Source organism: Bacillus sp. SIMBA_008 (assembly GCF_046535495.1).
In the GTDB taxonomy this organism is placed as follows: domain Bacteria; phylum Bacillota; class Bacilli; order Bacillales; family Bacillaceae; genus Bacillus; species Bacillus subtilis.
The window spans coordinates 1-240 of record NZ_JAWRWL010001159.1 but is presented as its reverse complement, the minus strand read 5'-3'; the positions used below and the strand labels follow the sequence as shown (position 1 = coordinate 240).

Sequence of the window (240 nt, the reverse complement as noted above, 5' to 3'; positions counted from 1 at the left end):
CTCGGTGAGCAGGGCGAGAGTCTCCGCCGGGATCCGTCTCCCCGTGTTCTCCACTTCGATGACGGCGTGCTCGCCTTCGCGACGGCAGCGCACCCACAGGTCTCCGCCGGGCACGTTGTGTCGGATGCCGTTCTCGAGCAGGTTGCGCACAGCCCTGGCCGCCAGCATCCCGTCGCCCTCGATGTCGACTCCGTCGATGCGAGTATGCAGCGTCACGTCGTGCGGATCGAGCTCCTCGAC

General features: G+C 67.5%; 1 protein-coding gene. It reads right to left on the bottom strand.

Features of this window, described 5'->3' with window-relative positions; all coding sequences use genetic code 11:
- Nucleotides 1-240 (bottom strand): ATP-binding protein (locus SB658_RS27080; protein WP_410603610.1); only part of this gene is annotated, 240 nt, incomplete at both ends.